This window comes from Methylobacterium sp. E-025 (genome assembly GCF_022829705.1).
Classification (GTDB): Bacteria; Pseudomonadota; Alphaproteobacteria; order Rhizobiales; family Beijerinckiaceae; genus Methylobacterium.
Genome location: NZ_JAKSYR010000102.1, coordinates 146,399 through 165,835, shown reverse-complemented (window position 1 = coordinate 165,835; position 19,437 = coordinate 146,399). Strand labels below are relative to the sequence as shown.

The following is a 19,437-nucleotide window of genomic DNA, read 5'->3' as shown; positions in this document are numbered from 1 at the left end:
GTGACGTTCCGGCCATAGGCGATCGGGACCGCCGACCCCTATATGGTCGTGTCATCCGCGGGACGCGAACACGCCCATGAATCCGGTTACGATCTACACGACGGCGTGGTGCCCCTACTGCTCGGCGGCCAAGAGCCTGCTCAAGGAGAAGGGCGTCGCATTCCGTGAAATCGACGTCGAGAAGACGCCCCCCGAGCGCGCCACCATGATGGCGCGCGCGGGCGGACGCACCAGCGTGCCGCAGATCTTCGTCGGCGAGACCCATGTCGGCGGCTGCGACGACCTCTACGCCCTCGACAAGGCCGGCGAGCTCGATGCGCTGCTGAAGGCCTCCGCGAATGCCTGAGACCCGCTTCGTCGCCGCCTGCGTGCAGATGCGCTCGGGTCGCGACCCGGGCGCGAACCGCGACGCGGCGGTGGCCGGCGTGCGGGAGGCGGCATCGCGCGGCGCGCAGTTCGTCCAGACCCCGGAGATGACCTCGCTGGTCGAGCGCGACCGCGCACGGCTCTTCGCGGTGGTGCGCGGCCAGGACGAGGACGAGACGCTGGCCGCGCTCCGCGACGCGGCACGCGAGACCGGGACGGTGGTGCAGATCGGCTCCCTCGCGATCCGCGCCGGCGAGAAGATCGCCAACCGCGCCTTCCTGATCGGTGCGGACGGCGCGATCGTCGCGGCCTACGACAAGCTGCACCTGTTCGACGTCGACCTGCCGAGCGGCGAGCGCTGGCGGGAATCCTCGACCTATACCGGCGGCGCCTGCGCCGTCGTCGCGCCGACGCCGTGGGCCGAGATCGGGCTCGGCATCTGCTACGACATCCGCTTCCCCGCCCTCTACCGGGCGCTCGCCGAGGCCGGCGCCTCGGTGCTGACGGCGCCGGCGTGCTTCACCCGGCAGACCGGCGAGGCGCATTGGCACGTGCTGCACCGGGCGCGCGCGATCGAGACCGGGTCGTTCATGATCTCGGCCGCCCAGGGCGGGACGCACGAGGACGGTCGCGAGACCTACGGGCACTCGCTCATCGTCGATCCGTGGGGCCGGGTGCTGGCCGATGCCGGCGGCGCCGAACCCGGCGTGATCCTGGCCGAGATCGACCTTTCCGCGGTCGCGGATGCCCGCGCGCGAATCCCCTCGCTGCAACATGGGCGCCCGTTCACGGTCGAGCGGGTCGGCTCCTCAGGAACCGCCCCGTCGTGACGGCATGATCCGGTACAGTCTCGTCTGCGAGGCCGGGCACGGCTTCGAGAGCTGGTTTCCCTCGTCCGAGTCCTTCGACACGCAGGCGGCGCGCGGCCTCGTGACCTGCCCGGCCTGCGACACGTCGCGGGTGGTGAAGGGCCTGATGGCGCCGAGCCTCGCCCGTACCGACCGCGGGCGCCCGGTGGGCGGCGCGGACGCGGATTTGCCCGTGCCCGTCGCACCCGCCCCGGTGCCGATGATCGCCGAGCCGGAGCGGCGCATCCGCGAGATGCTGCGGAGCCTGCGCGAGCACGTCGTCGCATCGGCCGAGCATGTCGGGACGCGGTTCCCGGAGGAAGCGCGCAAGATCCATTACGGCGAGACGCGGGAGCGCGCGATCTACGGGCAGGCCAGCCCGGACGAGGCCCGCGCCCTGATCGACGAGGGCATCGACGTCGCGCCCCTGCCGCCGATGCCCGACGATCGCAACTGATCGATCGCGCGGTCGAAGTGGCCGGGCGTTCGGAAGCGATCGCGTCGGATCGCTCAGGGCTTCGCTGCGGCCGTGCCGGCGATGCCGGCGAGCACGAAGGCGATGACCGCGTTCCAACCGGCGAGCGAGACGCCGAGCACCCGCATCGCCGCGGTCGAGCAGTCGACGACCTTCGTCGTCTGCAACGCGTTCAGAAAATCGCCGACGGCCGCCGGGTTCGCGCCCGTGCCGCCGCCGCAATCGGTCGGGCCCGGCCAGAACCCCCACTCCGCGCCGGCGTGGTAGGCACCGAGCCCGGCGCCGTAGAGCAGGCCGGCCGCGGCCAGCCCGAGGGTGAGGCGCGAGAGTCGCTCGGGCAGGAACAGCGCGAGGACGGCGAGCGGCACCGCCGCGTAGTACGGCAGGCGCTCGGTCAGGCAGAGCTTGCACGGTGCGTAGCCGTAGCCGAACTGCAGCACCAGGGCGGCGCCGACCGTGAGGATCGAGCCGATCAGGACGGCGAGCGCGGCGCGGCGCAGGCGCAGCAGGACGGCGTAGCTCATCTAGAGGATCACCTTGAACAGGACGAAGCCGAGGACGATCACCGCGACCGAGATCGCGACGACCGCGTTGAGATGGCGGTCGAGCACGCCGCGGATCTGGACGCCGTAGCGCCCGAGCAGCCCGGCGAGGATGAAGAAACGCGCGCCGCGGGTGACGATCGACAGCAGCGTGAACCAGAACAGGCTGTAATGGGCGAAGCCCGAGGTGATGGTCACGAGCTTGTAGGGGATCGGCGTCAGCCCCTTGAGCAGGATCACCCAGTGCCCGTACTCGGCATAGGATTGCTGGAAGGTCGCCGCCTTGTCCTGCAGGCCGTAGAGCCGGATCAGCCAGGTTCCGAGCGAGTCGAACAGCAGCGCGCCGATGGCGTAGCCGACGAGGCCGCCGAGCACCGAGCCGACCGTGGCGATCAGCGCGTAGAACCACACCCGGTCGGGCCGGCTCACCGCCATCGGCACCAGCATCGCATCGGGCGGGACCGGGAAGAAGGAGCTCTCGGCGAACGCCACGGCGCCGAGGACGTAGGGCGCGGAGGGCTTGCCCGAGAGTGCGAGTATCCACTCGTAGAGGCGGCGGATCATCGGGCCTGTCTGTGCATCGGGTTCCTCGGGGCAGGGCGCCCTTTGAGCACAGCCGGCCCGACCGCACCAGCGTGCCGGCGATCCGCCGCACGCCGTGCGCGACCTCGGGAAAGGGCTTGGCCCGGCCACGGGACCTGTGCGAAAAGGCTCCCCGTCGCGGGTATGGTGGAACTGGTAGACGCGGGCGACTCAAAATCGCCAGCCGCAAGGCGTGGGGGTTCGATTCCCTCTACCCGCACCAACCTTCTCATTCCTGCTCCAGGAATCGTCGGATCCAGCCCGCCACCCGGTGCCGGTCGTCCGGTGCGTCGAGCGAGGCGAGCGCCGCTTGCGCCCGCTCCGGATCGTCCTGCGCATCGGCATGGCCGGCGATCAGGGCGCGGGTGTAGTCGGGCTCGAATTCCAGGTGGAACTGCACCGACAGCGCGGCGCGGTCCCGGTATTCCAGCATCGCGTAGGGCGTGAAGGCGCTCGCCGCGAGCACGCGGGTCGCGGGCGGGGCCACGACGACCTTATCCTGATGGAACGCCGCCACCGCGATCCGCGTCGCGTCGTCCATGAACGGCGCCCGCTCCGTCACCGCGTAGCCGTGCAGGCCGAGGGCGCGCCCCTTCTCCGAACGGATCGCGCGGCCGCCATAGGCCTCCGCCATCACCTGATGCCCGAAGCAGATGCCGACGAGGCGCTTCTCCGGCGGGAGCGCGCGCAGGGCCGCGATCAGCGGCGCGATCCACGGCAGCGGATCGTAGACGCCGGCCGCCGAGCCGGTGACGGCGTAGCCGTCGAACGCCTGCCAATCGGTGGGCATCCGTCCTGCGCGGACGTCGAAGATCGTGCTGTCGTGCGCCGGCCCGATCATCCGGGCCGTCATCGCGCCGTAGGAGGGGAAGCGGTCGAGCCGCGCCGGAGGCGATCCGGCTTCGAGGATGGCGATGCGCACGTGACCGACCGCTGCTGATGATCCGCGACCGGCATCGCGCCGTTCGCGCCGCGATGCAACCGGGTCAGGCGGGGCGCGCCGTCCGCCCGACCCGTCGCGGCCGGACGACGGGCTTGAGGCGGATGTCCATGGCGTTGCCGCGCCAGACGATCGCGCGATGGGTCCAGGCCGCGCACCAGACCAGCGGGATCAGCGCGTCGCGCAGAACGAAGGCGAGGAGCAGGCGGGGGGCGTGGAACCAGCCGGCGCGCGTCGCCAGCCGGAGCTCGGCGGCGTAGCCCAGAGCTGCGAGAGCGGCGAGGCCGGCCGCCGCCGTCCAGGTTCCGGCCAGGAGCCCTGCGAGCAGGAACGGCAGCAGCGTGCCGCTGGCGATCTCGGGCGCGAAGAACAGCGGGAACGTCACCCGGCGCAGGCGCGCCCAGCGGATCTGGCGGGACCAGACCTCGGACGCCCTGCGGCGCCCCAGCGGCTGCTCGAACGGCGCCGCGACGAGGTGGACGCGGCGGCCGGCCGCGCGCACCAGCTTCGTCGCCGCCGCGTCCTCGGCGATCTCGGCGGCCAGCGCCCGGATGCCGCCCTGCGCCTCGAGGAACGGGCGATGCCAGAGCATGCTCTTGCCCTGCGCGAAGCCGAGCCCCACCGCCTCGCCGGCATATTGCCAGCGCGCCTGGAGGGTGTTGAGGAAGGCGCACTCGACCGCGGCCCAGATCCCGTCTGGCCGCGCGCCGATCGGCGTCGAGCAGACGAGGCCGGTGTCGGCGCGCCACGCCGCCTGCATCCGCTGCAGGTAGTCCGCCGGCATCAGCACGTTCGAGTCGGCGATGACGATCCAATCGTGTCGCGCCGCCTCCCAGCCCCGCACGCAGTTGTTGAGCTTCGGGTTGTCGCTGATGCGCTCGTCGCCGATCAGGATGCGGGCCGGAACCTGCGGATGTGCCGCGACCAGGCGGCGGACCAGCGGCAGCACCGGATCGGCGGCATCGGCGATGCAGAACAGGATCTCGTAGGCCGGGTGGTCGAGCGCGAAGCCGCGGGCGAGGGTCTCCTCGCTGAAGGTCTCGAGGCCGCAGACCGGGCGCACCAGGGAGATCGGCGCGCCGGCGGGGAACGTGGTCTCGCCGGGCGAACGGCCGATCCGCCGACCCGCCACGATCAGGCTCGCGAGGTGGACGATCGTCAGGAGCGCGCACGGCGCGAGGGCGAGCGCGGTGCCGTCGAGGGCCGGTAAAGGTGCTGGCGAGACCCATGCGGCACGCATCTCCGAACCGGCCTGTCCCGCGGCGTGCGGCCGCGCCGGCGGACTGCCCCTAACAGGGTGCGCATTTCAGCCGTATGACAGCCTCGGGCGCACCCAGGGGAGCGAAGCTTTGGCCGAAGGCGGAACCGTCGCGATCCTCGGAGCCGGCATGGCGGGCGGCGCCGCCGCCCAACGCCTCGCCCAAGCCGGCATCGCCGTCCGCATCTTCGACAAGGGCCGCGGCATCGGCGGGCGCATGGCGACGCGGCGCACCGGGACGGGCCAGCGCTTCGACCACGGCGCGCAGTTCTTCCGCGCCAAGGGCGACGCGTTCCGCGCGCAGTGCGCAACCTGGATCGCGTCCGGCGTCGCTGCGCCCTGGGGCGAGGACGGCCGCACCGTCGGCCTGCCTGGCATGCCGGCGCCGGTCCGCGCCCTGCTCGACGGCTTTCCGGTCTCACTCGAGACCACGATCATCCGCATCGCGCGCTCGGAGGCCGGCTGGATGCTGACGGATGCGGACGGCGTCGCCAGCGGTCCCTTCGCCGCCGTTGGCCTGACCTTCCCGGCGCCGCAGGTCGTGGCGTTGATTGCAGCGAGCGGTCTCGTCCTGGCCGGGCCGGAGCGGGCGACCTACGCGCCGTGCTGGTCGCTGCTCCTCGACCTCGACGAGCACCCCGGCTTCTCGGAGGCGCATCTGGCGTTCGCCGACGGTCCGATCGCGCTGATCGTGCGCGAGGAGACCAAGCCAGGCCGCGCGGCCGGTCACGCCCTGGTGGTGCATGCCGCGCCGGACTGGTCCCGCACGCATCTGGAGGATCCGCGCGAGGCGGTCCGGGCCGCGCTGATCGGCGCGCTCGAAGCCCGTCTCGGCCGGGCGGTCCGCCCGGCCTACGTCGCCGTCCATCGCTGGCGCTACGCCATGGTCGAGACGGCGCTCGGCGAGCCCTGCCTCTATGATCCGGCGCAGTGGCTGGGCGCGGCCGGCGATTGGTGCCTCGGCCCGCGGATCGAGGCGGCCTTCGACAGCGGCCGGGCGCTGGGCGAGCGCATCGTCGCGGACCTGAAGGGCGCGCGGTGATCCCGCCTATCGTGTTCCACCCGGCCTACGAGGCGAGCCTGCCGGCCGGGCACCGGTTCCCGATGCGCAAGTACGGGCGGCTCGCCGAAGTCCTGACGGAGCGCGGGCTGGCGCCGCGCGGGTTCGTGACGCCGGAGCCGGCCTCGCCCGAGCTGCTGCGGTTCGCCCACGATGCGGCTTACGTCGAGGCCGTCCTCGCTCTTTCGGTCCCGCGGGCGATCGAGCGGGCGATCGGCCTGCCGGTGGACGCGAGCGTCGTCCGCCGCTCGCGCGCCTCGGTCGGCGGCACGCTGCTCGCGGCTCGCCTCGCCCTCGCGCAGGGTCTCGCCGGAAGCGCTGCAGGCGGGAGCCATCATGCCCGGCGCGAGCAGGGGGCGGGGTTCTGCGTCTTCAACGACGTCGCGGTCGCCGCCCGCGCCCTGCAGGCCGAGGGTGCGATCCGGCGGGCGCTCGTGGTCGATTGCGACGTGCACCAGGGCGACGGCACCGCCGACTGCCTCGCGCGCTCGCCGGACCTCTTCACCCTCTCGATCCACTGCGAGAAGAACTACCCGACCGCCAAGATCGCCGGCGACCTCGACATCGGCCTGCCCGACGGGCTCGACGATGCCGGCTACCTCGCCGTGCTCGAGGCGCGGCTTCCGCCCCTCCTCGACGCGCTGGCGCCCGACCTCGTGTTCTACAATGCCGGCGTCGACCCGCATCGCGACGACCGCCTCGGCCGGCTCGCGCTCAGCGACGACGGGCTGCTTGCCCGCGACCGCTTCGTCGTCGGGCAGGCGCGCGCCCGCGGCATCCCGCTCGTCGCGGTGATCGGCGGCGGCTACACGCACGATGTCGACGCGCTCGCGGGCCGCCACGCCCTGGTGTTCCAGGCGCTGGCGGCCAACGCCCTCTACTGATCCGCGGGCAGCGCCCGCGCCTGGGTCTCGAGGGCGTCGAACAGGCAATTCAGCGCCGCGCCGTCGAGGCGGTGGAAGTCGAGCGAGCGGCTCAGCATCAGGCCGAGGATCGAGAAGGTCAGCGCCGCACCCTGGCCCGCGCGCCCCTCGATCGCGCCCATCGCCGCGAGCTGCTCGGCCAGGAAGTCGGAGAAGGCCGCCACGGCCTCGGGGTTGTCGGCCGACGCGATCAGCAGGGCATCCGGAAACCCGCATTCCTCGGCGTACATCTCGCGGGCATGGGCGATCACCGCCAGCGGCAGCGCGGCGGGCCCTCGCGGGCCGGCGGCAAGGCAGGCGGCGATGCCGGCGCGAAGCCGGCCGACCTTGCGGACCGCCAGCGCGGTCACGAGCGCATCCTTCGAGGCGTAGTGGTGCAGCACGCCGCCCTTGCTCAGCCCGGCTTCCACCGCGACGGCGTCGATCGTCAGCGTGCGGCTGCCGGAGCGCCGGAGCAGGGCTTCGGCCGCGTCGAGGATCACCTCGGCGCGATCCTGTCGCCGGCTACGCGTCTTCGCCGTCCCGTCGTCCATCAATACCGCCCGTGAAAACCGTCTGGACGGTCGGTAATATAGCGGATAAGTTCCGGCCGCGATAGATCGAGTCGGGACCATGCACGCCGTGAACCGAGGTTTTTCCATCGTCCTCGCGTCGACAATGCTGGCGGCGACCGCCGTCCGTGCCGATCCGGTGCCACTGATGGCGCAGACCCTGGTGCGCACGGTGATCGCGGCGGAAAGCCCGATCGCCGGCGACGTCATCTTCACCGGCGACGTCCAGGCGCAGGGGCAGACCCGCGTCTCGTTCCGCACCGCCGGCAAGATCGAGACCCGCCTCGTCGAGGTCGGCGACCATGTCGCGGCCGATCAGGTCCTGGCCCGGCTCGACCCGCGCGAGCAACGCTCGAACCTCGCCAACGCGCAGGCGGCGCTCGCCTCGGCCGAGGCGCTTTCGACCCAGGCCAAGCTCGGGTTCAAGCGCCAGGAAGCGCTGATGGCGAGCGGCTACACCACGCGGCCCTCCTACGACAACGCCGAGCAGCAGCTGCGCACGACCCAGGCCGCGGTCGATTCGGCCAAGGCGGCCCTCGGCACGGCGCAGGAACAGCTGTCCTACACCGAGCTGAGGTCGGGCGTGGCCGGCATCGTGCTCAGCCGCTCCCTGGAGACCGGGCAGGTGGTGCAGGCCGGCCAGTCGGTGCTGACGCTGGCGCAGGACGGGCCGCGCGATGCGGTCTTCAACGTCTACGAGGCCTTGCTGGCGTCCCCTCCGCAATCCGGCACCGTCGACGTGACGCTCCAGGGCGACCCGTCGGTGACCGCCGTCGGCAGCGTCCGCGAGATTTCGCCCAGCGTCGATCCGGCCTCCGGCACCGTCCGCGTCAAGGTCGGCCTCAAGCAGACGCCGCCCGCGATGACCCTCGGCGCGGTGGTGATCGGCCGCGGCCGGTTCCAGAGCCACGCGGCGATCGTGCTGCCGTGGTCGGCGCTCTACCGGTGGGAGGACAAGCCCGCGGTCTGGGTACGCGATCCCGCCGGCGGCACGGTGGCGCCCCGCATCGTGACGATCGACCGCTACGGCCCCGACAGCATCGCGCTGTCGAGCGGGGTCGCGTCGGGCGAGGAGGTCGTCATCGCCGGCATCCAGTTCCTTCGCCCCGGCCAAGCCGTGACGGTGGCCCAGCAGGTCGCGACGGGAGCCGCGAAGTGACGGTGTTCGAGCGTTTCTTTGCCGCCGCCTTCCCTTCCTCCTCCCGCGCAGGGGGGGGAGGGGGGCGGTTTCGGGCCCCTTCCATCCTCGTCGGAACGTCGCTGCTCGCGCTCGCCGCCTGCAAGCCCGCCGAGGAGGCGAAGGCGCCGCCGGTGCGGCCGGTCCTGTACGCCGTCGCCAAGCCGATCGCGTCGGTGCGGTTCGGGCCGTTCGCCGGCACGGTCGAGCCGCGCTACCAGTCGCAGCTCGGGTTCCAGATCGCCGGCCGGGTGGTGGCGCGCGACGTCACCGTCGGCGACCTCGTGAAGAAGGGGCAGCGGCTGGCTGCCCTCGACACCGTGGTGCCGCGCTTCGCGATGACCCGAGCCGAGGCCGACGTGGCGGATGCCAAGGCGCAATCCGAGAACGCCGCCGCCACCGAGGCGCGGACCCGGCGCCTGATGGAAGGCGGCAACGTCACCCAGGCGCAGCTCGACAGCACCGTCGCCAACCGCGACACCGCGCAGGCGCGGCTGACCCAGGCGCAGGCGAGCCTGGAAAAGGCCCGCGACCAGATGGGCTACACCGAGCTCCATGCCGACTTCGACGGCGTCGTCACCCAGCGCAACGCCGAGATCGGGCAGGACCTCACCGCCGGGCAGACGGTGGTGACCGTGGCGCGGCCCGAGGTGCGCGAGGCGGTGGTCGACATCCCCGACGACCTCGTCGCGGCCATGCCGAAGGACGGCCGCTTCACCGTGGCGCTGCAGAGCCCCCCCGAGATCACCGCCGTCGGCACCGTGCGCGAGACCGCGCCCTTCGCCGATGCGAGCACCCGCACCCGGCGCATCCGGATGTCGCTCGACAACCCGCCGCGCGCGTTCCGGCTCGGGGCGACGATCACCGTGTCGCTGGTGCGCAGGATCGCGCCGCGCTTCGTGCTGCCCGCCACCGCCATCCTCGGCGCCGACGGGCGCGATTCCGTGTGGATCGTCAACGCCGTCGGCGACGCGGCGAAGCGGTCCCCGGTCACGGTCTCGGACCGGAAGGGCGACTATGTCGGCGTCGCGAGCGGGCTGGCGGCGGGCGACCGCGTCGTCGTCGCCGGCGTCCACTCCCTCGCCGACGGCCAGACGATCCGCCTCGCGGATGCGCCCATCGTCGTTCCCGGCACGCAGGACTTCTGATCGTGGGTAGCTTCAACGCATCGGAATGGGCGCTCTCGCACCGCTCCTTCGTGTGGTTCCTCATGGCGATCTGCCTGGTGGCCGGCACGCTCGCCTATCGCGGGCTCGGCCGCGAGGAGGACCCGCCCTTCGCGATCAAGACGATGGTGGTTCAGGCGGTATGGCCGGGCGCCACCATCGGCGACACGCTCGAGCAGGTCACCGACCGGATCGAGAAGGAGCTGCAGCAGGTCGCGACCCTGGACTACGTCCGCAGCTACACCACGCCGGGCAACGCGACGGTGTTCGTGCAGCTGCGCGACACCACGAAGGCGTCCGAGATCCAGCCGTCGTTCTACCAGGTCCGCAAGCGCCTCGGCGACATCCAGGGCACCTTCCCGCAGGGGATGCAGGGGCCGTTCTTCAACGACGAGTTCGGCGACGTCTACGGCAACGTCTACGGCTTCACCGCCGACGGCCTGAGCCACCGCCAGCTGCGCGACTACGTCGAGGGCGTGCGCACCGAGATCCTGAAGGTGCCCAACATCGGCAAGACGCTGCTGCTCGGCACGCAGAAGGAGACGATCTTCCTCGACTTCTCGACGCGCAAGCTCGCCGGCTACGGCATCGACATCCAGTCGCTGATCAAGACGCTGCAGAGCCAGAACGCGATCTCGCCCTCGGGCGTCGTCCAGGCCGGGCCGGAGCGGGTCTCGGTGCGGGTGAGCGGGCAGTTCTCGTCCGAGACCTCGCTGGAGACCATCAACCTGCGGGTCAACGACCGCTTCTTCCGCCTGTCGGACGTCGCCGAGATCAGCCGCGGCTACGAGGACCCGCCGGCCGCGCTGTTCCGCGTCGACGGCAAGCCGGCGATCGGGCTGGCGATCGCCATGCGGCCGAACGCCAACCTGCTGCATTTCGGCGAGGACCTGAAGGCGCGCATGCGCCTGATCGAGGCGAAGCTGCCGATCGGCGTCGGCATCCACCTCGTCTCGGACCAGCCGCGGATCGTCGAGGAGGCGGTCGGCGGCTTCACCCAGGCGCTCCTCGAGGCGGTGGTGATCGTGCTTGCGGTGAGCTTCCTCAGCCTCGGCATCCGCGCCGGCCTCGTGGTCTCGATCTCGATCCCGCTGGTGCTCGCCATCGTCTTCGTCGTGATGCAGATCATGGGCGTCACCCTGCAGCGCATCTCGCTCGGTGCGCTGATCATCGCGCTGGGCCTGCTCGTCGACGACGCGATGATCACCGTCGAGATGATGGTCGCGCGGCTCGAGCTCGGCGATTCGCTGAAGAAGGCCGCGACCTTCGCCTACACCTCGACCGCCTTCCCGATGCTGACCGGCACCCTGGTGACGGTGGCCGGCTTCCTGCCGATCGGCTTCAACGGCTCGTCGGCCGGCGAGTACACCTACTCGCTGTTCGTGGTGATCGCCGCCTCGCTCCTGGTCTCGTGGGTGGTGGCCGTGCTGTTCGCGCCGCTGATCGGCGTGACGCTGCTGCCCAAGACCATGAAGAAGCACAGCCACGAGCCCGGCCGGATGGGGCGGCTGTTCCTGCGCGCGCTCGTCGCCGCGATGCGCTTCCGCTGGCTCACCGTCGCGGGCTGCGTCGCGCTGCTCGGCCTGTCGATGTACGGCATGACCTTCGTGCAGCAGCAGTTCTTCCCGGCCTCCGACCGCACCGAGATCCTGGTGGACTTCACCCTGCCGCAGAACGCGACGGTCACCGAGACGCAGGCCCAGATGGACCGGTTCGAGGCGACCCTGACGGGCGACCCCGACGTCGAGCGCTGGTCGTCCTATGTCGGCCAGGGAGCGGTGCGCTTCTACCTGCCCCTCGACCAGCAGCTCGCCAACAGCTTCTTCGGGCAGGTCGTCGTGGTGACGAAGTCGCTGGAGGCGCGCGACCGCCTGTTCCCCAAGCTCGAGGAGCGGGCGAAGCGCGACTTCGTCGGCACCGACGTGTTCGTGAACCCGCTCTCGCTCGGCCCCCCGGTCGGCCGGCCGATCCAGTACCGCTTGAGCGGGCCCGACCTCCAGGTGGTCCGCGCGAAGGCGCTCGCGCTCGCCGACATCGTCGCCAGGAGCCCGCATGTCGGCGTGCCGACCTTCGACTGGAACGAGCCCGGCAAGGTGCTGCGGGTCGAGATCCTGCAGGACAAGGCACGCCAGCTCGGCGTCACCAGCCAGGACATCGCCGGCATCCTCAACGGCGTCGTCGGCGGCACGGCGATCACGCAGGTGCGCGACTCGATCTACCTCGTCAACGTGATCGGGCGGGCGCAGGCGGCGGAACGGACCTCGCTCGACACCCTGCAGAGCCTGCAGGTGACGCTCGCCAACGGCTCGGTGGTGCCGTTGCTCGCCTTCGCGCGGATCGCCTACGACCTGGAGCAGCCGATCGTCTGGCGCCGCGACCGGGTCGCGACGCTGACGGTGCGCGCCCCGATTATCGACGCGACGCAGCCGCCGACCATCGTGGCGGCGCTCGCCGCCGACATCGACGCGTTCGCCGCGGCCCTGCCGGAGGGTTACGCGCTCGCCACCGGCGGCGCGGTCGAGGAGGCGGCCAAGGGCCAGGGCCCGATCGCCGCGGTGGTGCCGGTGATGCTGCTGACGATGGCGGTGTTCCTGATGATCCAGCTGCAGAGCGTGCAGAAGCTGTTCCTGGTGTCGAGCGTGGCCCCGCTCGGGCTCATCGGCGTCGTCGCGGCTCTGCTGCCCTCGGGCAAGCCGATGGGCTTCGTCGCGATCCTCGGCATCCTGGCGCTGATCGGCATCATCATCCGCAACGCGGTGATCCTGGTGAGCCAGATCGAGGAATGCGAGGCCGACGGCCTCGGGCCCTGGGACGCGGTGGTGGAGGCGACCCGCCACCGCATGCGCCCGATCCTGCTGACGGCCGCGGCGGCGAGCCTCGGCATGGTCCCGATCGCCCGCGAGGTGTTCTGGGGGCCGATGGCCTACGCGATGATCGGCGGCATCATCGCGGCGACCTTCCTGACGCTGTTCTTCCTGCCGGCGCTCTACGTCGGCTGGTACCGGATCCGGCCGCCGGCCCCGAGCCGCCCGGCCGCTACCGCGGCTTGATCGGCCGGCGCGGCGATGTCGGCGGCGCGGTCTCGTCAGGGGCGACCGCCTCGGGCGGGATCGCCACCGGCTTCGAGAACGCGCCGAGGTTGTTGACCAGCTTCGTCAGCAGGCGGATCGTCTCGGCGACCTCGTCCGCGCTGAGCGCGGCGAGGAAGTTGCGCTCGCGCTCCAGCGCCACGACGGTGATGCGGTCGTGCAGGTCGAGGCCGGCGGGCGACAGCGCCAGCAGGCGGCGGCGGGCGTCCTTCGCGTCGCCCTGGATCAGCACCAGGCCGCGGCTCTCCATCCAGGCGATGCTGCGGCTCACCACGGCCTTGTCGAGGGCCGACAGCTCGCAGATCCGGTGTGCGGTGATCCACGGCTCGGAGGCGAGCCGATACATGATCCGCCAGTCGGTCAGGCCGACCCCGAAATGCTGCCGGTAGAAGATCGAGGCGTTGTTGGTCAGCGTGTTCGACAGGTGCGTCAGCAGTGCCGGGACGTAGACGTCGGGATCGACGATGGCGGGCTCGTCCCGGCTCACCGCGGGGAATTCCTGTGCGCCGGCGATCGATCCACCCATTGACCATGCCCCGCCAAGACGTGCTCCTCCGTGCATCCGCTCGCGCGTTGCCGGATCGTCCCGGTATCCGGAATACTTAGACCCGATCGCACCCGTCGCGCACCTGCCGGCTGGAAACTTGTCTCCGCCGACACAACCTTTTTGGTCGTGCGCGGATCCGATCAGGGCGGCGTTGGGTCGCACAGGGCCGGCGCGAGCGCGCCGAGCACGGGCCGGTAGGCCGCAAGGTGGAGCCCGTCGCGCATCGTGCCGGGCTTGGCGAAGCCCGTCGCCCCGTCGCGGATCGCGGCGAAGGGATCGGCGAAGCGGCAGCCGAGCCGCGCGCACAGGGTTTTGAGCCGATCCGAGTAATCCGCGACCGCGAGCGGGTCGAGGCGCCCGTCAAGCGCGCGACCGATCGGCGGCAGCGCCGTCACGACGAGGCGATCCGTGTTCGCCGTCATTTGTTGGATGATCCGCGTCGCCGCCGCCTCGTAGCGCGCCGTCGCCGCGGCCTCGCGCGGGTGGTTCTTGGCCAGGATGTCGTTGGTGCCGATCGTCAGCACCGCCGCCCGCGGCCGGACCGGAAACCGCAGGGTCGCGACGAGGTCGGCGTAGACCGGCGCGCTGGCGCCGCTGACGCCGCCGTTCACCAGTTCCAGGCCGCAGGGTCGCTGTGCCGGCGTTTCCAACTCGGCGTGGGAGTCGCCGGCCAGGAAGACGTAGTCGGCGGGCGCCTCGTCGAGATGGACCTGCACCGCGGTGAGCCGGCCCTGCGCGTAGGCGCGGACGTTGACCGGCGCGACCGCGAGCATCCGCCCGATCAGGATGCCGGTGCCGACGAGGGCGAGGGCGAGGGCGGCGAGGCCGGCGGCGACGCGGCGCCTCATGCGCGGGCGGTTCCGGCCCGGTCCACCGTCGCGTCGGGCCGGGAATCGGTCGTCGCGTAGTAGGGCTTGATGTCGAGGAGCGGGGTGCCGTCGAGGCAGTCGAGACCGCGCACCGTCAGGGTCGGGCCGTCGCGTCCGAGCAGCTCCACCACCGAGAGCGCGATCGGGTTCGGCCGCGCCGGCGAGCGCAGCGAGAACGTGCCGCGGCTGCCGTCGGCGTGGCGCGGGCGCTGCACCAGCAGGCCGCGCTCGGCCCTGTCCATCCAGTACAGCAGGATCAGGTGGCTCGCGCCCTCGACGTTCTGCAGGCCCGGCGCGTAGCGCGGATCGACTGCGACGGTGCAGGCCGCGTCGGTCTGCAGCCCGTTTTTCGGGCAGTCTCCGCGAACCGTCCACGGCGTGCGGATGCGGCCGATGAAGTGGAGCCCGGCATCGGCGCGATCGGGGAGGGCGACGGCCTCCTCGCCCGCGCGGCGCGCGAACGCGTCGCCGGCGGCGTCCATGCTGGTCGCGTTCTTAGCATCCCGATCGGTCATCCGCCGGCTTTCGGGCAACGCGACGCCGACCGCAAGCCCCGCCTCGCGCGCACGGGCGCCGGGGTGTAGAGCCGGGCGGGACGGGCCAGGCAGGATCTGAACGGGGAACGCGCGTGATCGAGAACGAACTGCGCCCGATGGAGGCGGTGGCCGACGTCGCGACCGCCGTCGACCGGCTGGTCGAGCTGCATGCCGGCGCGACCCAGGCCCTGCGCACCGCGCTGACCCGCACGCTGGACGGCGGCAAGCCGCCGGACGCCGCCGAGCGGCTACAGTTCCGCTACCCGGAGCTTCGCGTGACCTACCGGCCCGCCGGCCCGGTCCCGCGCATCAGCCGCGCGACCGCCAAGATGCAGGCGCCGGGCACCTACAGCACCACCGTCACCAGCCCCGCCGACTTTCGCGCCTACCTGACGGCGCAGCTCGAGCCGCTGGTGGCCGATTACGGGGTCGGGCTCGAGGTCGGCCTGAGCGCGCAGGAGATCCCGTATTCCTACGTGCTCGAGCCCGGCACCGACCTCGGCGCGGGACGCGTCAGCCCGGCCGAGCTCGCGACCTGGTTCCCGGTGCCGCTGCTCTCGCTCGTCGGCGACGAGATCGCCGACGGGACCTGGCAGCCGATGGCCGACGAGCCGCGCCCGCTCGCCCTGTTCGACGCCGTGCGGGTCGATTACTCGCTCCGTCGCCTCGTGCACTACACTGGCTGCGACTGGCGCGAGGTCCAGCCCTGGATCCTGCTGACCAACTACCATCGCTACGTCGACCAGTTCGTCCGCCACGGGCTGGAGCGCCTCGCCTCCGGCGCGGAGGGCTTCACCAAGTTAGTCATGCCGGGGGGCATCACCGTGACGCGTGGCGAGGCCGCCTCCGCCGACCCGGCGGCGCTGATGGCCGCCTCGCCCTGGCACCGCTTCCAGATGCCGGCCTACCACCTCGCGTCCGAAGGTGCCGACGGCACCGCGCAGGGCACGACGCTGGTCAATATCGGCGTCGGCCCCTCGAACGCGAAGACGATCACCGATCACCTCGCGGTGCTGCGCCCGCATTGCTGGCTGATGGTCGGGCATTGCGGCGGCCTGCGGCAATCGCAGACCATCGGCGACTACGTGCTCGCCCACGGCTACATGCGCCGCGACCGCATCCTCGACGAGCTGGTGCCGCCGGACGTTCCGGTGCCGGCGCTCGCCGAGGTGCAGCTCGCGCTCCAGGCCGCGGCCGCGCAGGTCACGGGCGAGAAGGCCGACGCGCTGAAGCGGCGCCTGCGCACCGGCACGGTCGTCACCTACGACGACCGCAACTGGGAGCTGCGCTTCAGCCAGGAACGCCGCCGGATCAACCTCAGCCGCGCCATCGGCGTCGACATGGAGAGCGGGACGATCGCCGCGCAGGGCTACCGCCTGCGGGTGCCCTACGGCACGCTGCTCTGCGTCTCCGACAAGCCGCTGCACGGCGAGATCAAGCTGCCGGGCGCGGCCAACGCGTTCTACGAGCGAGCGGTGGCCGAGCACTTACTGATCGGGCTGGCCGCCCTCGACATCCTGCGCAGCGACCGCCACGGCCTGCACTCGCGCAAGCTGCGCAGCTTCGACGAGCCGCCGTTCCGGTAGGCCGCGCCGCTACTTCAGCCTGCCGGCGATCCATCCGATGATCGCGTCGGCGACCTCGCCGTTGTTGGTCTCCAGCATCATCATGTGGCCGTTGCCGTGGATGCCGTGCTCGGCCAGCGCCAAGCGGTCGGGCTTGGCGCCCGCCTGCTCGAGGAAGGCCCCGGTGCAGTCGTCCATCGTCGCGCGGAACGAGGCCTCGGCCGTCACGATCACGGCCGGCACGCGGGCGAGATTCGGCAGCTTGCGTGCCTGCTCGGCCTGGAGCCAGCAGCGGATTTGGCCGTGACGGAGCGGGGCCTCGGACTGCGCCACGACGAGGTCGGTCGGGGTCGAGACCGGCGGAGCGAAGGTGAGTGGCACGCGGGTGATGCCGTAGGGCCGGGCGCGCGCCTCGCTCACCTTCTCGTACCAGTCCGCTCCCCCCTTGAAGCGGATGTCGTAGAAGGTCGGCCCGTTCGGCTCGACCGCGACATGCGCCTTCACCAGGTCGGGGCGCCGGTCCGACACCGCCCATCCGAACACGCCGGCCTGCGAATGCGTCAGCAGGACGGACGGCCCGATCTTCTCGAGCAGCGCGATCAGCGCGGGGTCGACGAGTTCCTCGCTGCGCAGGGCGCTGGCGATGAACGGCACCTGCGAGAAGTAGAACTGGTCGAACGCCGCGTTGCCCCTCACGCCGGCCCCGCCCGGCCAGCGGGTGTGAAGCTTGGCCTGCGGAAACAGGTCGAAGCGCTCCTGCCCGGTGAAGATCGTCTCCAGGTCGTTCGGCGCGAGCCGCGCATAGGGGCCGTAGGCGTCCGGATCGTCGCCGGACCGGCCGCGGCCGACCTGATCGACGACGTAGACGGCAAACCCCTTCTCGACGAACCGATCGACCCAGCCGGGACGCCCGTCCGGCGTGCCGAGGAAGTTCACGCCGGTCTGCGCCGTGCCGTGCACCATCACCACGGGATAGGGCTGCGCCACCTCGACCGGCGCGTGATACTGCACGAACATCTGCCCGACGGCGGCACCCTTGCCCGCGACCGTCTCGTAGGCGCCGCCGACGAAGAAGTAGCCCTCGCGCTGCGCCGGCTTGAAGGTCGCCGGATGGTCGGGCGCAGGCTCGGCCAGAGCCGGTGACCCGAAGCTCAGCAGCGCCCAGGCGAGACCCAGGACGGGTTTCCGCATCGTGACCTCCCGCAGACGTTCTTGTTCGCGTCGGATCGGACGCTAGCAGCCGCCGGCGACCGCGTCAGGCCGTTTGGCTCGCGGACCGATAGGGCGACGGCCGTCTGTCGCCGAACCCGACCCTCGAAGGCACGGGCGCCACCGGCAGAGAGGATCAACGCGGCGGGGTCGCCGCCGCCGATGCGGCAGCGGGGGGCCTTCCGTTTCCGCTCGCATCGGGCTTCCTCGACATCCTGCGCGGTGACCGCCACAGCACGCGCCGCATGTCCCGGCGCCGTCCGATCATGCCGCAGGGGACGCCGTCGAGCGCTGACGGAGCCCGTCACCGACGCCAGTGAATCCACGGGTGCGATGGGGTGGCGTCAGGCCGCCTCCGCGCGCGCATCGTACGATGCCTGTGCGGCGTCGATCCGGGCGAGGTTGTCGAACGCCCATCGCCCGAGCGCCTGGATCGGCTCCGCGAGGGAATGCCCGATCTCCGTGAGTTCGTAGTCGACGCGCGGCGGGATGGTCGGCGTCACCGTCCGGGTCACCAGACCGTCCCGCTCAAGATGGCGCAGCGTGAGGGTCAGCATTCGCTGCGAAATCCCGTCGACGCCGCGCTTGAGTTCGCTGAAACGGCACGCGCGCTCACGCAACAGCATGATCACGAGCACGGTCCACTTGTCGCCGATGCGCGACAGCAGTTGCGAGACGCGCAGGCACTCGGGCGAGTGCTTCGGCTGGGACGCGGTCACATCCATGTAACCTCGGTATCCGGTTTGTGCCGTCTTGCGACGGCTCCGCGAATTCATATCATGACCCGGTCACTAAGCGAAACCGAGGCACGAGACGGAACCCCATGCATCGGCGCGCGCGACCGGCGATCGCTCCGGCTTCACCGTCCAGCAAGGAGATCGCGCATGTCGCAGACCCTCGTCGCTCCTGCAGCTGCGCCCGCGCGCGCTCGCGACATCACCGTCCCGATCCTGACGGCGTTGCTCGTCGTCGCCTTCCTGGAAACCGGCGGTGCCAGGCGCGGCGGCGTTCCGATCATGATCCAGTTCTTCGATCAGATCGGCCTCGGGCAATGGCTCAGGATCGTCACGGGCGTGATCGAAGTCGTCGGAGCCGCGACCCTCCTGGTGCCGGGCTACGGGTTCTTCGGTGCCGTCTGGCTCGCGGCGAACATGACAGGCGCGATCCTCGCCCACCTCCCGGTGCTGCCGTCCTCGCCCGCGCCGGCGATCCTGCTGCTGGTCGCGAGCCTCGCCGTCGCCCGGCTGTGCTGATGCCTCTCAGGATAGCGGCTGAAGTCGTTTGCTCCGGCCGCATCGACCTTTCGAGCCCGCATCGAACAGGAAACCCGACGATGACCGATACCCCGTTCAAGCCCGTCATCTACCTGATGGCCGGCTGCCCGTTCTGCTTCAAGGTCCGCCTGTTCCTCCTGGAAACCGGGCAGCTCGACCACGTGACCTTGCGGGAGTTCGTCCAAGGCACGAAGGAGCAGAAGGCGATCGGCAGCCTTCTCGCACGAACCGGAACCCGGGTCGCCTATCCGACGGCCGAGCTGACGCCCGGCGTCCTCACCGCCGAGTCCGATGCCATCGTCGCGCATTTCGCGACACGCGCGGGCGTCGCCGCAGACACCCTGCCGACCTACGCGTCGTATCTCGCCGGCGTCTTCAAGAGCCTCCAATTGCTCTACCGCGAGAACATGGAGCTGAAGAGGCGCCAACCGGCGGGCTGACGCGGAGGCGCGAACCCGGT

General features: G+C 71.5%; 21 protein-coding genes and 1 tRNA gene. 12 read left to right on the top strand and 10 right to left on the bottom strand.

Annotated elements, in window-relative coordinates:
- Positions 1–76 precede the first annotated feature (76 nt).
- Genes grxC through MKK64_RS13005 form a run of 3 tightly spaced genes read left to right on the top strand, consistent with a single transcriptional unit; the run spans position 77 to position 1,671 of the window.
- A complete protein-coding gene (gene grxC, locus MKK64_RS13015) occupies positions 77–346 on the top strand; it encodes a glutaredoxin 3 (RefSeq protein ID WP_243935359.1) in 270 nt (89 codons plus the stop codon).
- Positions 339–1,196, top strand: a complete 858-nt coding sequence (locus tag MKK64_RS13010) for a carbon-nitrogen hydrolase family protein (RefSeq protein ID WP_243935356.1) — start codon at positions 339–341, stop codon at positions 1,194–1,196. Before grxC ends, MKK64_RS13010 begins: the two co-directional genes overlap by 8 nt.
- A gap of 4 nt (positions 1,197–1,200) precedes the next feature.
- On the top strand, positions 1,201–1,671 hold the full coding sequence (locus tag MKK64_RS13005; RefSeq protein ID WP_243935354.1) for a DUF1178 family protein: 471 nt from the start codon (positions 1,201–1,203) through the stop codon (positions 1,669–1,671).
- Positions 1,672–1,724: 53 nt separating this feature from the next.
- Here the strand turns inward: MKK64_RS13005 and MKK64_RS13000 are convergent, their stop codons facing one another.
- Together MKK64_RS13000 and MKK64_RS12995 are read right to left on the bottom strand one after the other, a co-directional pair.
- Positions 1,725–2,213, bottom strand: a complete 489-nt coding sequence (locus MKK64_RS13000; RefSeq protein WP_243935352.1) for a disulfide bond formation protein B — start codon at positions 2,211–2,213, stop codon at positions 1,725–1,727.
- Positions 2,214–2,795, bottom strand: coding sequence for a YqaA family protein (locus MKK64_RS12995; protein ID WP_147727379.1), 582 nt, complete (start codon positions 2,793–2,795; stop codon positions 2,214–2,216).
- 156 nt (positions 2,796–2,951) lie between these two features.
- Between MKK64_RS12995 and MKK64_RS12990 the strand changes: the two genes are divergently transcribed.
- Positions 2,952–3,036 (top strand) — tRNA-Leu (locus tag MKK64_RS12990).
- Between the two features lie 6 nt (positions 3,037–3,042).
- Here MKK64_RS12990 and MKK64_RS12985 read toward each other — a convergent pair.
- Both MKK64_RS12985 and MKK64_RS12980 read right to left on the bottom strand, forming a co-directional pair.
- Positions 3,043–3,735: a glutamine amidotransferase-related protein gene (locus tag MKK64_RS12985; RefSeq protein WP_243935348.1), complete on the bottom strand. Its 693-nt coding sequence runs from the start codon at positions 3,733–3,735 to the stop codon at positions 3,043–3,045.
- Between the two features lie 64 nt (positions 3,736–3,799).
- Complete coding sequence (locus MKK64_RS12980; RefSeq protein WP_243935346.1) at positions 3,800–4,993, bottom strand: ceramide glucosyltransferase; 1,194 nt, start codon at positions 4,991–4,993, stop codon at positions 3,800–3,802.
- 109 nt (positions 4,994–5,102) lie between these two features.
- On the opposite strand from MKK64_RS12980, the gene MKK64_RS12975 reads away from it, so the two are divergent.
- Both MKK64_RS12975 and MKK64_RS12970 read left to right on the top strand, forming a co-directional pair.
- The gene (locus MKK64_RS12975) at positions 5,103–6,053 is read left to right on the top strand and encodes an NAD(P)/FAD-dependent oxidoreductase (RefSeq protein WP_243935344.1); all 951 of its coding nucleotides are present in this window, start codon (positions 5,103–5,105) and stop codon (positions 6,051–6,053) included.
- A complete protein-coding gene (locus MKK64_RS12970) occupies positions 6,050–6,955 on the top strand; it encodes a histone deacetylase (protein WP_405042385.1) in 906 nt (301 codons plus the stop codon). Before MKK64_RS12975 ends, MKK64_RS12970 begins: the two co-directional genes overlap by 4 nt.
- Here MKK64_RS12970 and MKK64_RS12965 read toward each other — a convergent pair.
- Complete coding sequence (locus MKK64_RS12965) at positions 6,949–7,527, bottom strand: TetR/AcrR family transcriptional regulator (protein WP_147726499.1); 579 nt, start codon at positions 7,525–7,527, stop codon at positions 6,949–6,951. The genes MKK64_RS12970 and MKK64_RS12965 overlap by 7 nt on opposite strands.
- A 166-nt stretch (positions 7,528–7,693) precedes the next feature.
- Between MKK64_RS12965 and MKK64_RS12960 the strand changes: the two genes are divergently transcribed.
- The 3 genes from MKK64_RS12960 to MKK64_RS12950 all read left to right on the top strand — a co-directional run bounded on the left by MKK64_RS12960 (position 7,694) and on the right by MKK64_RS12950 (position 12,938).
- Positions 7,694–8,704, top strand: coding sequence for an efflux RND transporter periplasmic adaptor subunit (locus tag MKK64_RS12960; RefSeq protein ID WP_409567945.1), 1,011 nt, complete (start codon positions 7,694–7,696; stop codon positions 8,702–8,704).
- Between the two features lie 83 nt (positions 8,705–8,787).
- The gene (locus tag MKK64_RS12955; protein WP_243935582.1) at positions 8,788–9,870 is read left to right on the top strand and encodes an efflux RND transporter periplasmic adaptor subunit; all 1,083 of its coding nucleotides are present in this window, start codon (positions 8,788–8,790) and stop codon (positions 9,868–9,870) included.
- Positions 9,871–9,872: 2 nt separating this feature from the next.
- Positions 9,873–12,938 carry an efflux RND transporter permease subunit gene (locus MKK64_RS12950; RefSeq protein ID WP_313898913.1) on the top strand — a complete coding sequence of 1,022 codons (3,066 nt, stop codon included), beginning with the start codon at positions 9,873–9,875 and terminating at the stop codon, positions 12,936–12,938.
- Here the strand turns inward: MKK64_RS12950 and MKK64_RS12945 are convergent.
- The 3 genes from MKK64_RS12945 to tsaA form a co-directional block, all read right to left on the bottom strand.
- Positions 12,925–13,464 (bottom strand): MarR family winged helix-turn-helix transcriptional regulator, encoded by a 540-nt coding sequence (locus tag MKK64_RS12945; RefSeq protein WP_243935342.1) that lies wholly within the window; start codon positions 13,462–13,464, stop codon positions 12,925–12,927. The genes MKK64_RS12950 and MKK64_RS12945 overlap by 14 nt on opposite strands.
- A 200-nt stretch (positions 13,465–13,664) precedes the next feature.
- Positions 13,665–14,372 carry an SGNH/GDSL hydrolase family protein gene (locus MKK64_RS12940; protein WP_243935340.1) on the bottom strand — a complete coding sequence of 236 codons (708 nt, stop codon included), beginning with the start codon at positions 14,370–14,372 and terminating at the stop codon, positions 13,665–13,667.
- Complete coding sequence (gene tsaA / locus MKK64_RS12935; RefSeq protein ID WP_409567944.1) at positions 14,369–14,908, bottom strand: tRNA (N6-threonylcarbamoyladenosine(37)-N6)-methyltransferase TrmO; 540 nt, start codon at positions 14,906–14,908, stop codon at positions 14,369–14,371. Before tsaA ends, MKK64_RS12940 begins: the two co-directional genes overlap by 4 nt.
- Before the next feature lie 113 nt (positions 14,909–15,021).
- On the opposite strand from tsaA, the gene MKK64_RS12930 reads away from it, so the two are divergent.
- Positions 15,022–16,515 (top strand): AMP nucleosidase, encoded by a 1,494-nt coding sequence (locus tag MKK64_RS12930; protein ID WP_409567943.1) that lies wholly within the window; start codon positions 15,022–15,024, stop codon positions 16,513–16,515.
- 9 nt (positions 16,516–16,524) lie between these two features.
- Here MKK64_RS12930 and MKK64_RS12925 read toward each other — a convergent pair whose 3' ends face one another.
- The gene (locus tag MKK64_RS12925) at positions 16,525–17,685 is read right to left on the bottom strand and encodes an alpha/beta hydrolase (RefSeq protein ID WP_243935338.1); all 1,161 of its coding nucleotides are present in this window, start codon (positions 17,683–17,685) and stop codon (positions 16,525–16,527) included.
- 362 nt (positions 17,686–18,047) lie between these two features.
- Positions 18,048–18,428, bottom strand: coding sequence for a winged helix-turn-helix transcriptional regulator (locus MKK64_RS12920; protein ID WP_147858081.1), 381 nt, complete (start codon positions 18,426–18,428; stop codon positions 18,048–18,050).
- Positions 18,429–18,587: 159 nt separating this feature from the next.
- Here MKK64_RS12920 and MKK64_RS12915 point away from each other — a divergent pair, with 159 nt between their 5' ends.
- On the top strand, positions 18,588–18,956 hold the full coding sequence (locus MKK64_RS12915; RefSeq protein WP_147728278.1) for a DoxX family protein: 369 nt from the start codon (positions 18,588–18,590) through the stop codon (positions 18,954–18,956).
- Positions 18,957–19,036: 80 nt separating this feature from the next.
- Positions 19,037–19,417, top strand: a complete 381-nt coding sequence (locus MKK64_RS12910) for a glutathione S-transferase N-terminal domain-containing protein (RefSeq protein ID WP_147728279.1) — start codon at positions 19,037–19,039, stop codon at positions 19,415–19,417.
- Positions 19,418–19,437: the final 20 nt, after the last annotated feature.

Excerpts from the sequence above, each read along its gene's own strand:
- MKK64_RS12995 (WP_147727379.1), bottom strand. The coding sequence starts at position 2,795 with ATGATCCGCCGCCTCTACGAGTGGATACTCGCACTCTCGGGCAAGCCC.
- grxC (WP_243935359.1), top strand. The coding sequence starts at position 77 with ATGAATCCGGTTACGATCTACACGACGGCGTGGTGCCCCTACTGCTCG.
- MKK64_RS12940 (WP_243935340.1), bottom strand. The coding sequence starts at position 14,372 with ATGAGGCGCCGCGTCGCCGCCGGCCTCGCCGCCCTCGCCCTCGCCCTC.
- MKK64_RS12920 (WP_147858081.1), bottom strand. The coding sequence starts at position 18,428 with ATGGATGTGACCGCGTCCCAGCCGAAGCACTCGCCCGAGTGCCTGCGC.
- tsaA (WP_409567944.1), bottom strand. The coding sequence starts at position 14,908 with ATGACCGATCGGGATGCTAAGAACGCGACCAGCATGGACGCCGCCGGC.
- MKK64_RS12910 (WP_147728279.1), top strand. The coding sequence starts at position 19,037 with ATGACCGATACCCCGTTCAAGCCCGTCATCTACCTGATGGCCGGCTGC.
- MKK64_RS13010 (WP_243935356.1), top strand. The coding sequence starts at position 339 with ATGCCTGAGACCCGCTTCGTCGCCGCCTGCGTGCAGATGCGCTCGGGT.
- MKK64_RS13000 (WP_243935352.1), bottom strand. The coding sequence starts at position 2,213 with ATGAGCTACGCCGTCCTGCTGCGCCTGCGCCGCGCCGCGCTCGCCGTC.
- MKK64_RS12965 (WP_147726499.1), bottom strand. The coding sequence starts at position 7,527 with ATGGACGACGGGACGGCGAAGACGCGTAGCCGGCGACAGGATCGCGCC.
- MKK64_RS12960 (WP_409567945.1), top strand. The coding sequence starts at position 7,694 with ATGGCGCAGACCCTGGTGCGCACGGTGATCGCGGCGGAAAGCCCGATC.
- MKK64_RS12915 (WP_147728278.1), top strand. The coding sequence starts at position 18,588 with ATGTCGCAGACCCTCGTCGCTCCTGCAGCTGCGCCCGCGCGCGCTCGC.
- MKK64_RS12925 (WP_243935338.1), bottom strand. The coding sequence starts at position 17,685 with ATGCGGAAACCCGTCCTGGGTCTCGCCTGGGCGCTGCTGAGCTTCGGG.
- MKK64_RS13005 (WP_243935354.1), top strand. The coding sequence starts at position 1,201 with ATGATCCGGTACAGTCTCGTCTGCGAGGCCGGGCACGGCTTCGAGAGC.
- MKK64_RS12980 (WP_243935346.1), bottom strand. The coding sequence starts at position 4,993 with ATGCGTGCCGCATGGGTCTCGCCAGCACCTTTACCGGCCCTCGACGGC.